Source organism: Falsiroseomonas sp. CW058, assembly GCF_050563535.1.
Lineage (GTDB): Bacteria > Pseudomonadota > Alphaproteobacteria > Acetobacterales > Acetobacteraceae > Falsiroseomonas.
Genome location: NZ_JBNXUO010000035.1, coordinates 35129 through 46313, shown reverse-complemented (window position 1 = coordinate 46313; position 11185 = coordinate 35129). Strand labels below are relative to the sequence as shown.

The 11185-nt window shown below is 75.7% G+C and carries 7 protein-coding genes; all 7 read right to left on the bottom strand.

Annotated elements, in window-relative coordinates:
- Positions 1 to 176 precede the first annotated feature (176 nt).
- Positions 177 to 566 carry a hypothetical protein gene (locus tag ACK8OX_RS21465; protein WP_430666294.1) on the bottom strand — a complete coding sequence of 130 codons (390 nt, stop codon included), beginning with the start codon at positions 564 to 566 and terminating at the stop codon, positions 177 to 179.
- Positions 563 to 4666, bottom strand: a complete 4104-nt coding sequence (locus ACK8OX_RS21460) for a PAS domain-containing protein (RefSeq protein ID WP_430666293.1) — start codon at positions 4664 to 4666, stop codon at positions 563 to 565. The genes ACK8OX_RS21465 and ACK8OX_RS21460 overlap by 4 nt, the downstream gene beginning before the upstream one ends.
- A 362-nt stretch (positions 4667 to 5028) precedes the next feature.
- Positions 5029 to 5739, bottom strand: a complete 711-nt coding sequence (locus ACK8OX_RS21455; RefSeq protein ID WP_430666292.1) for a Crp/Fnr family transcriptional regulator — start codon at positions 5737 to 5739, stop codon at positions 5029 to 5031.
- A 319-nt stretch (positions 5740 to 6058) separates the two neighbouring features.
- Positions 6059 to 6448 (bottom strand): response regulator, encoded by a 390-nt coding sequence (locus tag ACK8OX_RS21450; RefSeq protein ID WP_430666291.1) that lies wholly within the window; start codon positions 6446 to 6448, stop codon positions 6059 to 6061.
- Positions 6360 to 9515 (bottom strand): PAS domain S-box protein, encoded by a 3156-nt coding sequence (locus tag ACK8OX_RS21445; RefSeq protein ID WP_430666290.1) that lies wholly within the window; start codon positions 9513 to 9515, stop codon positions 6360 to 6362. Before ACK8OX_RS21445 ends, ACK8OX_RS21450 begins: the two co-directional genes overlap by 89 nt.
- Positions 9512 to 10333: a Crp/Fnr family transcriptional regulator gene (locus tag ACK8OX_RS21440; RefSeq protein WP_430666289.1), complete on the bottom strand. Its 822-nt coding sequence runs from the start codon at positions 10331 to 10333 to the stop codon at positions 9512 to 9514. The genes ACK8OX_RS21445 and ACK8OX_RS21440 overlap by 4 nt, the downstream gene beginning before the upstream one ends.
- A 94-nt stretch (positions 10334 to 10427) precedes the next feature.
- Entirely contained in the window at positions 10428 to 11183 is a 756-nt protein-coding gene (locus ACK8OX_RS21435; RefSeq protein ID WP_430666288.1) for a GntR family transcriptional regulator, read from the bottom strand.
- Positions 11184 to 11185 lie beyond the last annotated feature (2 nt).

Genomic DNA, 11185 nt, shown 5'->3' with positions numbered 1-11185 from the left:
ACGGAGGAATAATATGTTTTGGAAGTGACAATCCTGCTCCAGGAACAGGATGCAGCCGAACCGCCGTCAAAACGGCGTTATCCAGAGTAGCTGAAGGTCATTTTCCGGGCATCCGCGGTCCGGGCTCCACGGCGCCGGCCCGCGGCATGGCTGGCGCCGGCCATCCCGCCCGCGCGTCAGGCGTCGCGCTGCATCAGGATCCAGCACCCGCCATCCAGGGCGGACACCACCCGCACGCGCAGTTCCACGTCGCGCGCGCCGTTCGGCATGTCGCTGACATAGTCGAAGACGATGTCGAGCCGCCCTGCCGTGCGGGCGCGTTCGATCCGGCCACGGAAGGCCGCGTTGTCCATGCAGGGCGCGATCTCGGCGAAGAAGTCCCGGCCGACCGCCTCCCTGCGGTATCCCGAAAGGTGCCTCTCCAGCCGGCTGTACTGCGTCACCACGCCGGCGGGGTCGAGGCGGATGACCCCGAAGGGCAGCCGGTCCACCTCCTCGGCCGCCAGCGACTCGATCGTCGCGGCGATCCCGGCGGCCTCGATGTCGATCCCCGCCGGGTCGGTCATCGCCGCGACTCCGCCGCGCGGGGGCGCGGACCGTCCCCCGCCTCCGCATCCGCTTGCCCGGCCGGTGGCTCCTCGAACAGGACCAGCCCCGCCACATGCGTCACCGCCTCTCCATCCTCGGCCAGCGGCAGCAGCAGCCGCTCGAACCGGGTGGCGCTGCCTTCGCCGAGGTCGAAGCGCGCCGACTGGTAGACCGGCGCCGCCGTGCGGACGCAGCGGCGATAGGCGCTGGCCTGGGTGCCGAGCATCTCCTCCTCCTCGTCTCCATGCCCGAAGGTTCCGCCCGGCAGGGCGGCACCGAAGCGCGCCTCCAGCGCGGTGCCGACCGAAAGCAGGCGGAAGGCGGGCGCATCCGGGGCCCCTTCGACCGCCGCCAGCACGGCGTTCGCCGCCAGCCCCAGGGTGGCCGGGTCGAATCTGATGCGGCGCGGCAGCGCCTCCCCCGGCATCCGGGCCGCGTGCCAGGCAAGGTAGGCCTCGCGCAGCGCCGGCTCGCGCAGCCGCGCCACCAGCCGCGCCGCCGGCGAGGGCGGGTGTCGCGACGGATGCCGCCCCAGGCCTTCCAGCACCGCCCTGGCAAGGTCGGGGCCGGTCACCGGCTTGCGCAGCACGGCTTCCCCGGCCAGGGCCGGGCCGGGCGGGCGGCCGGTGACGAAAAGGACCGGCAGGGCCGGCCATCCCACCCGCAGCCGCGCCGCCAGCGCGGCGCCATCCGCGCCCGGCATCTCGATGTCGGTCACCAGCAGGTCGAGCGCCGGCATGTCGTAGGCCAGCGCCATCGCCGCCTCGGCCGTCGGCGCCACCGTCACCTCGTAGCCCAGGTCGCGCAGGAAGGCCGCGGTCAGCGGCCGCACCTGGTCGTCATCCTCGGCCAGCAGGATCTGCGCGCCGCCATGCAGCGAGGGCGCGAGCGCGTCTTCCGGCGCCGCCGGCCCGGCCGCGCGCAGGTCGGTCAGCGCCGCGCGCGGCAGCACGATCTCGATCACCGTGCCGGCCTGCGGGCGGCTCTCGATCCGCAGGCAGCCGCCCGACCCCTCGGCGAAGCCCTTCACCATCGCCAGCCCGAGCCCGGTGCCCCTGCCCTTCGGCTTCGTCGTGAAGAAGGGCTCCGTCGCCTGGGCGAGCACCTCGGCCGACATGCCCTCGCCCTCGTCGCGCACGGTGATGGAGACGTAGTCGCCCGGCCGCAGCCGGGTCGGCCTTTCCCCCGCCCGCAGGTTGCGCGCGGTGATCGAAAGCCGCCCCCCGGCCGGCATGGCGTCCCGCGCATTCACCGCGAGGTTCAGCACCGCGACCTCCAGCTGGTGCGGGTCGGCCAGCACCGGCCAGAGACCGGGTTCCGGCTCCACCGCCAGCGCGACCTTCGCGCCGAGGCTGTGGCGCAGCATGTCGCGCGCGCCTTCCAGCAGCGCGCCGGGGTCCAGCACTTCCGGCCGCAGCTCCTCCCGCCGCGCGAAGGCGAGGAGCTGGCGCACCAGCCCCGCCGCGCGCGCGGCCGCGCGTTCGCCATGGGCGACGAAGTCCAGCAGCTTCGGGTCGTCCGTGCGGCGCCCGATCAGGCGGTAGCTGCCGCTGATCGCGGCGAGGACGTTGTTGAAGTCATGCGCGACGCTGCCGGTGAGCTGGCCCAGCGCCTCCAGCTTCTGCGCCTGCAGCAGGGCGGCCTGCGCCTCCTCCCGCCGCCGCATCTCGGCGCGCAGCTCGGCGGCGGCCTCGGTCAGCGCGCGGGTGCGCTCCTCCACCGCGCGCTCCAGCTCCTCCCGCCCGCGCGCCAGGGACTCGGCCGCCTCCTTCTGGGCGGTGATGTCCCAGTTGATGCCGATCAGCCGGGCCGGCGCGCCTGCCGCCGCGGCCACCACCTGCCCGCGGGCGCCGAACCAGCGCCAGGCGCCGTCGCCGCGCCGGAAGCGGAACTCGGCCTCGTAGACGCCGCCGTCCCCCTTCGCGAAGGCGGCGCCGACGGCCGCATCCAGGGCCGCCCGGTCATCGGGGTGGACCCGTCGCAGGAAAAGCTCCACCCCGCCGGGCCCTGTCGGAGCGGGCAGCCCCGTCAGGCTTTCCATCGCGCCGTCCCAGCGGACGAGCCCGGTCGCCGGGTCCCAGTCCCACGCCCCCATGCCGCCCGCGGTCAGCGCGAGGCGTAGCCGCGCCGCGCCCTCGGCCAGCGCCACCTGGTCCCGCCGCTGCGCCGTGACGTCGCGCGCCGTGCCGACGAGGCGGACCGGACGGCCGGCGCGGAAGGTCACCCGGCCCGTGGCGGCGACGCGGCGGACCTCGCCGTTGCGGCGGTTCACCACGCGGAACTCGGCCTCGTAGCTGCCGGTGCCGGCGGGGTCGAGCGCGCCTGCCACCGCCGCTTCCACCTCCGGCAGGTCGTCGGGGTGCAGGCCCGCGGCGAAGACCTCGTAGGTGACGGGCACGTCCTCCGGCACGCCCCAGATCTCGCGCAGCCGCGCATCCCAGTGGATGACGTTCCGCTCGATGTCGTAGTCGTGGATGCCGATTCCGGAGGCGGCCTGCGCCATGCGCAGCCGGTCGAGCCCCTGGTTCAGCGCCTCCTCCGCGCGCGCCCGCTCGGTCAGGTCGAGGACGTAGCCGGCCGCGTGCCCGGTGGCGCGGTCGAACAGCGAGAAGGCGACCAGCGCCTGCACGCGGCTGCCGTCCGTGCGGCGGAACTCCTTCTCGTAGGGTTCGCAACGGCCGAGGGCGACCGCCTCGGCGATCGCCGCCTCGTCGCGCGGCAGCCATCCGGGCGGCGTCAGCTCGTCCCAGCGGATGCGCCCTGCCGCCAGTTCCTCCCGCGTCAGGCCGAGCAGGGCGAGGAAGGCGTCGTTCGCCTCATGGACCCGCCCGCCGGTGTCGGCCCGCACGACACCCACCGGGCAGGCGGCGAGCATCGCGCGGAACTCGGCCTCGCGCGCCGCCAGGCGTTCCTCCATGCCGGCGACGTCGGCGGTCAGCCGCGACAGCGCGTCGGACAGCACCGCCTCCTCGCTCGTCACCGGAGCCAGCCCCGAGCCGGGCCGCGCCGCGGGCATTGCCCCGGGCCGCGCCGCGGCCACGACCTCGCTCGCCGCGCGGAGGGTCGTCGTGGCGCGCGCCGCCAGCGCCTCGATCGGACGCGCAAGGCGCGCGGCGATCAGCCAGCCGAGCAGCGCGGCGACCGCCGCCACCGCGGCGCCGAGCGCCAGGATGCGGTCGCGCAGCCCGGCCGCGCGGGCATGAGCGACGGCCGCGTCCTGCCGCACGGCGACGGTCCAGCCCAGGCCGGGATAGTCGCGGTGGCCGCGCGTCGGCGCCCAGCCGGTGATGGCCTGCCGCGCCGCCTCCCCGCCGGTCGGGTCCGGCGTGCCCGGGCCGTGCCAGCCCTGCCCCGCCCGCGCCGCGGCGAATCCGGCCTCCTGCGCCAGGCTCCGGCCGCGCCAGCCAGCCGGTCCCAGCAGCACCGTCCCGTCCGCCGACAGGATGAAGCCTTCCGCACCCGGCATCCGCAGCCGCAGCGGCACCAGCACGCTCCGCTCGATCTCCTCCGCCCATTCCCAGGACAGGTGCGCCGCGACCACGCCGAGGAGCCTGCCATCCGCCCCGCGCACCGGCGCGGACAGGTCCACGAAGCGCGGCGGCTCGGCGCCCGGCCGGGCCAGCGCCCCGGCCAGCAGCGCCGCCTCGTGCAGGTCGCCGACATGGGGCGCCCGGCTGCCGGCGACGAACCAGTCCCGCCCGGACACCGCCGCACCCTCGATGAGGCCCGAGCTGGTGGCCTGGATCACGCCGTCCGGCCCGGCGAACAGGATGATGGCGTAGTCCGGCAGCGCAGCCTGCATCCGGCCGAGCAGGGCGCGCCGCGTCTCCGCCGGCACCTCCCCCTCGCGCAGGGCCTCCTGCTCCGCCAGCACCCGGATGTCGCGCCAACGCTCGAACATACCGCGGTCGAGCAGGTCGGCCACCACGCGCGCGGCCTCGGCCAGGTCGGCGCCGGCCTCGGTCCGCACCGAGGCGGTCACGCTGCGTTCCGTCAGCAGCGCCGCCGCCCCGCCGGTGGCCAGTGCGAACGCCGCGAAGGTGGCGGCCAGCATGGCGCGGAAGCGGCGGCGCGCCACCGGGCGCCCAGCCGCGCGGCCATCCGGTACAGGCGGAAGGTTCGGTGCGGGTCCGGGCGGCGGTCCGCCGTGCCCCGACGGGGATGCCTTGCCGATCAGCATGGCGGGACAGGCGGGGAATGGCGCAGCAAAGGCATCCGTTCCTAACGCCCGGGGCGTCGTTGTCCGGCATGGGGCCGACGACGCGGAACCTGCACCACCGACCACTCCCCCCGGTCCAGACGAAATTCGAGGACGGCAACAGGGCGGATCACCTGCCGCTGCCTGCGCGGCACCCTACAGGCCGTCGGACCGGGCGCACTCACATTTGTCAGTTTCGGTTACGATCCAACCCGAATCCTGCGGGATGGATGAGATCGTAGTCACAGAAGCGGCTGCGGCACCATGTCGGCCGGCTCATGCAGGCAGCTCAGCTTCCGCAGCCGGTCGAGGTCGAGGATCTCCATGCGGCCCCGCCGCACGACGAGGATCTTCTGCTGCTCAAGCTTGCGCAGCACGCGGTTCAGGTGGACGATCGTCATGCCGAGGTGGTCGGCGACCTCCGCCTGGCCAAGGGGGAAGGCGAAGGACAGGCCGCCTTCCTCCGTCATGCCGCGCCGCAGCAGCCTCTCCCGAAGGTCCACCGAGAAGGCGGCCAGCGTCTCCTCCGCCGTGCAGCGGCCGAGCGAGATGGCCAGGCGCTCCACCATCCGCTGCTCGTGGCTGCTCAGCCAGAGAAGCCGCATCGACAGCCCCTCCTGCTCGCGCAGCAGGGCCGGCAGGCGGGCGAGCGAGAGGGCGCAGAACTCCGCCTCCGTCGCGGCCCGGACGGCATAGGCGTGCCGGCCGAAGGCGGCGCCGGGGACGCCCACCAGTTCCCCCGGCAGCACCACGCCGAGGATCTGCCGGCGGCCATCGCCGAACAGCCGGTAGCGGTAGGCCCAGCCGCTGAAGGCTGTGAAGACATGGGTGGGCGCGTCGTCCTGCTGGAACAGGTCGGCGCCGGCCGGAACGCGGCGGTGTTCCGCCTTCAGCTCCGACATGAAGCCGAACTCGGCATCGCTGAAGTCCTGGAACCCGACGGCGCGCCTCATCGGGCACGCCTCGCACCAGGGACCCGGTACGACTTCGACTTCTCCCGGCATGACATCCCCGCCGCTGCGCAGGCTCCACGCCGCGCGGCAGATATCAGCGGCCGTGCCCGTCTGTGAAGGGATGCACGGAATCCGAGACGAGGAGAGCCGGGCGCGCGGCTCGGCCGGTGAGGGCGACAGCACCACCGGGACAGCCAGTGACGAGGACGAACGAACATGGACCTTCCTGCTCGGCGGAGGAGGTGGCCCCTGAGGCCGCGAGCCGATACGGAACGTAACGGGCATTCCGAGTACCGCACTCACATTTGTTAGATGTCCGTCACCTGGATGGGATCTGTGTTTCCGCCGCCCCCGTCCGCCCCAGCAGGCTGGCCAGCTGGCCGGCCACCATGTCGATGCCCACGGGCTTGCGCAGCACCGCGAAGGGCCCCTCGCCCGCCACCGCCGCAAGGGCCCCCTGCGCCGCGTCGCCCGCATGGCCGGTGATGAGGATCGCCGGCAGTCCGGGCAGCCGGTCCCGCACCGCGCGGATCAGGGCGAGCCCGTCCATCTCCCCCGGCATGGCGAGGTCGGTGACCAGCACCTCCGGCCGCTCGCCCGCTTCCAGCAGCGCCAGCGCCTCACCCGCGCCGCCCGCTTCCGTCACCTGGTGGCCGTGGAGCGCGAGCCCGCCCGCGAGCACCGCGCGCACCGCCGGCTCGTCGTCCACCACCAGCACCGCCGCGCGGGCGCCGTCCGGCAACGGCACGGTGCGCGGCGCGGCCCCGGCTGCGGCCGGCGGTGCTCTCCACCGTCAGCGCGCCGCCCGACTGCTCGGCGAAGCCGCGCGCCATGGCGAGGCCGAGGCCCGTGCCCTTGCCGTTCGGCTTGGTGGTGAAGAAGGGCTCGGTGACGCGGGCCAGCACCTCGGGCGTCATGCCGCTGCCGTCGTCGGTGACGGAGATGCAGACATACGCGCCCGGCGCCAGGCCGGGCGGAGGCTCCACTTCCCGCTCCTCCGCGGGCTCCTCGGCGGCCAGCTCGATGGTGCCCACGCCATCCGGCAGCGCGTCGCGCGCGTTGTTCGCCAGGTTGACCAGCACCGCCTCGAGCTGCCCCGCATCGGCCAGGACCGCCGGCAGGTCCGGCCGCGCCTCGACCCGCAGCACGACAGAAGGGCCGAGCCCGTGGCGGAGCATCGTCGCGAGGCCCGCCAGCAGCGGCGCCGGCGCGACCGGCGCCGCCACCAGCTCGCCCCGCCGCGCGAAGGCGAGCAGCCGGCCCGTCACCGCCACGCCGCGGCCCGCCGCTTCCGCGGCGAGGTCGAGATAGCGCGCGGCCGCCGCCGGGTCGCGGCCGAGCCGGCTGCCCGCCAGGGAGATGCCGCCCGCCACGGCCTGCAGCACGTTGTTGAAGTCATGCGCGATGCCGCCGGCCAGCCGCCCCAGCGCCTCCATCTTGGCGGCCTGCGCCAGCCGCGCCTCGATCCCGGCCAGCGCCGCCGTCCGCTCGGCGACCAGCCGCTCCAGCTCCTCGCGCGATCGCGCCAGCACTGCCTCCGCCTCGCGCTGGCGGGTGACGTCGGTGTGGACGCCGACCCATTCGGCCACCTCGCCATCCCCGCGCAGCACCGGGACGGCATGGATGGCGAAGCGGCGCCAGGCCCCGTCGCGGGTGCGGACGCGGTGCTCGAACACGAAGGGCCGTCGTTCGGCGACGGCGCGGTTCCACGCCTCCACCGTCGGCTGCGCATCCTCCGGATGGACCGCCCGCGCCCAGCCATAGCCCTGGTATTCCGCGAAGGACTGGCCGGTCAGCGCCGCCCAGCCCGGCTGCTCGCCCGCCATCCGCCCCTCGGCCGTGTTGGTCCAGAGGATGCCGGAGACGGCGCGCACGGCAGCGCGGAACCTCTCCTCGCTCAGCCGCAGGCGCTCCTCGGCCCTCTTCTGGGTGGTGACGTCGATCAGCACGCCGAGCGCGCGCAGCGGCCGCCCCGCGCCGTCGCGCTCGATCCATGCGCGGGAGGCCAGCCACCTCTCGCCGCCATCCGGCGCCGGCAGGGCGGCGCGGAAGATCGCCTCGTACGGCGCGCCCTCCTCCACCGCGCGGCGCCAGCCCGCGGCGGCGCCCGCCCGGTCGGCGGGGTGGATCGCCTCGACCCAGCTCTCCGCCGTGACCGCCAGGATGTCGATGCCGAACAGCGCCGCGGCCTCGGGCGAGTTGAAGCCCTGCCCCGTCCGCAGGTCCAGCTCCCAGGTGCCGATGCCGGTGCCCCCCGTCGCCAGGCGCAGCCGCGCCTCGCTCGCGCACAGCGCCGCCTCGGCGGCGACGCGGTCGCTGATGTCCACCGCGGAGCCGATGAAGCCGAGGAACTCGCCCCCGGGCCCGAGCCGCGGCATCGCGGCGTCGATGACCGTGGCCCAGCCGCCGTCGGCGGCGCGGCGTAGCCGGAGCTCGACCCGATAGGGCTCGGCGCGGGCGGTCGCGGCAAGGAAGGCCTCGCGCACCTTATCCCGGTCCTCCGGATGCACGGCGTCGAGCCAGCCGAGGCCGAGGCCCTCCTCCTCCGACTGCCCGGTGAAGTCGCGCCAGGGCCGGCTGACATAGGTGCAGCGGCCGGCCGCGTCGGTGGCCCAGACCATGGCCGGCGCGCTGTCGGCCATGGCGCGGAAGCGCGCCTCGCTTTCGGCCAGCGCGGCCCCGCGCGCGGCGATGGCGGCTTCCGCCTCGACGAAGCCGCGGCGCAGCGCCTCGACCTCGCGGATGGCGGCGGGCGGGATCGCGCGGACATGGGCATCGGCCCTGCCGGTCGCGACCGCGGCGGCATGCGCGCCGAGCCGCCCCATCGGGCGCAGGATGCTGCCGCCGGCCAGCAGGGCAAGCGCGCCGCCGAGCAGCAGCGTGAGCCCGCCACCCGCCACCAGGGCGGACAGCGGCCCCTGCCAGCGGGCATCGAGAGCAAGGGCCGGCTGCGCGACGACGAGGGTCCATCCCGGCGCGGTGTCCAGCCGGCGGAAGGCGTGGACCCGTGGCGCGCCGTCGCCGTCGGGGCCGCGGAACAGGCCGCCCCTGCCCTCCGCGATGGCTGCGGCGATCCCGGCCGGCAGGGGGCGGCCGACGGCGGCGTCGTGCAGCGCGTCGGACCGCGCGACCACCATCGCGCGCGCATCGGCGATCGAGGCGAAGGCGCCCGCGGGCAGGCCCTGCGCGGCCAGCAGGTCGCGCAGCCGCTCCGTCCGGAAGGCGGCCATGACCGCCATCGCCACCCCCCCTTCGGCGTCGCGCACCGGCAGGGTGACGGAGAAGACCGGCACGCGGGCGATGGCGCCGGTCACGAGGTCCGTCACGACCGGGCGGCCGGTGGCGAAGGCGCGCTCGATCGCCTCCGGGACGGTGGAGGGCGGCAGGGGCGCGCCGGGCGGCAGCGCGGTGGACTGGACTCGCGTCCCGTCGCGCCGGAGCACGGACAGGTGCGTGCCGAGCGCCGCCGCCACGCGCCGCGCATGGGAATCGAGCGCGGGCAGGTCCGGCCGGGCCGGATCGGGCCCGAAGGCGGGCGAGGTGGCGAGGCCCGTGAGCGCCGCGACCTGCGCCGCGATCTCGCGGTCCACGGCGAGCGCCAGGGCCCCTGCCGTGTCGCGCAGCCGCGCTTCCGCCGCCGCCTGCTCCGTCCCGACCGCCTGCCATACCGCAAGGCCACCCACCCCGAGCGCGGGCAGCAGCACCGCGAGCACGAGGAGCAGCAGCACGACGGACAGGCGCAGCCGCGGCAGCGGGGGCACCGGGGATGCGGTCATGGCGCGCCCCCCTCGCCCGTGCCGCCATCCAGCAGGCGCGTGAGGCGCCGGCGCAGGATCGCCTGGCAGCCGCAGGACGCGCCTTCGAGCCCTTCGCGGTCCAGCACCTCGACCGCGCCGCGCCGCGGGCGGACCAGGCCCGCGGCGGCGAGGGTGGCCAGCGCCTCGGCCGTCGTCGTCCGGCGCACGCCGAGCATGCGGGCGAGCATGTCCTGCGTCAGCGACAGCGCCGGCGGCCTGCCGGGCTCCACCGGGCCGAGACGGTCGAGCAGGACGGTGATCCGGGCCGCGAGCCGCGGCAGCACCTCGTGCCGCTCGTTGCAGGCCAGGGCGACGAGCGCGCTCGACAGCAGCGCCTCCGCATTGCGGGCGAGCAGGCGGCGGAGCGGCGGCGATGCCTCGGCAACGGCGGCGAGGCGCCCGGCGGCGACCCGCGCCGCGCGGCCCGGGATGCGCACGACGGCGCGTGCCAGGGCTTCCAGACGCGCCTCCGTCCCGTCCGCCGCGGCCCCGACCGCGCCATCCGAGCCGACCGCGACGGTGTCGATTCCGCCCCCTTCGCCGTCTTCTGGGATGACGAGGGAGACGAGGGTGCCCGGATGCGGGAAATGGACATGGGACGGCACGGCGCCGGGCTCGAACAGGACCTGGTCCCGCACGAGCGAGACCTCCTCGATGCCGAGAGCGGCGCGCATGCCCTCCGGCAGGGCGGCCAGGAGGCGGCTGCCCGGGGCCACGTCGGCGGCCCCCCGCGGGCCGGGCCCATCGTCGCCGCCCCGTTCCTCGTCTCGTGGCAGCAGCACGCGGACCTCGCCCATTGACCTCGCAGGATCGTGAGGTAGCATTCTGTATACGATTTGTCACGCCGCCAGGCGACATTTCAGAGTCGGCGCACGGATCGGGGCAGAAGCCTCAGCGCGGCCCTGCCGCCGGCGCGAACATCTGCGGCGACGCCGCCCGCAGCCGCTCGGCCTCGGCGAAGGTGCCGGACAGATGGGCGCGCAGCAGCGCCTCCGCCCCTGCCGCATCGCCGGCCAGGATCGCGCCGGCAAGCGCCTCGTGGTCGCGCATCACGGATTCGGCTTTGCCGGGCGCGGGCAGGTGCAGGCGGCGCAGCCTGTCGAGATGGCCGCTCCGCACCCGCACCAGCTCGCGCAGCCCCGGCACGCAGGCGGCGGCGTAGAGCGCGCCGTGGAACGCCTCGTCCTCGACCGCGAAGCCGGCCTGGTCGCCGGCGGCGAGCAGCGCGCGCATCCGGGCGAGCCCGGCGCGCAGTTCCGCCGCCAGCGCGGCGGACGGCGCCCGGGCGAGCCGCCGGACGATCTCGACCTCGATCGAAAGCCGCAGGAACTGCGCTTCCCATGCCTGTGCCAGGTCGATCAGCGACGCGCGCGTGGCCGAATGGGGCACCACCTCCACCAGCCCCTCCGCCTGCAGGCGAAGGATGGCTTCCCGAACCGGGGTCTGGCTCACCCCCAGCCGGGCGGCGAGCGCCCCGCGCGCCAGCACCGTGCCGGGCGCGATCGCCAGGGAGACGAGCGCATCCCGCAGCCGCTCATAGGCGAGTTCGGCCACCGACCGGCGGCGTTCGACCGGCGGGACTGCATCGAGGTCGGGCCTGTCCCCGGCACGCTCCGGCGTGGAGGCGGAGGTGGCTTGCGGCGGCATGG